Consider the following 419-nt stretch of genomic DNA (forward strand, 5'->3'; position numbering starts at 1 on the left):
GCAGCAGGCTGTGCTGGAGCACGGCCAGCGCCTCGTGCAGCCGCTCGCGTTCGGCCTCGGCCTGCCGGCGCGCCTCGTCGGCCGCGCGACGGGCGCGCAGCAGTTCCTCCTCGTAGGCGCGCCGGTCGGTGGCGTCGAAGACGGTGGTCCTGATCAGCAGGGGTTCGCCGCCGTCGGTCCTCTTGACGGTCGAGGTGACCAGCACCGGCAGCCGGGAGCCCGTCGCGGTCCTCATCTCCAGGGCGATGCCGCCGAGGTGCCCCTGCATGCGCAGCAGCGGGGCGAAGTGGGTCTCGTGGTAGAGCTTGCCGCCGACGGTGAGCAGGTCGCCGAAGCGCATCCGGCCCACGACCTGGTCGCGGGAGAGGCCCAGCCAGCCCAGCAGCGTCGCGTTGATCTTGGCGATGGTGCCGTCCATC

General features: G+C 72.6%; 1 protein-coding gene. It reads right to left on the reverse strand.

The genetic code is table 11. The features are described from left to right. Positions 1-419 (reverse strand): PAS domain-containing protein (locus KDL01_RS42275; protein ID WP_212534317.1); only part of this gene is annotated, 419 nt, incomplete at both ends.

The organism is Actinospica durhamensis, from assembly GCF_018139695.1.
Lineage (GTDB): Bacteria > Actinomycetota > Actinomycetes > Streptomycetales > Catenulisporaceae > Actinospica > Actinospica durhamensis.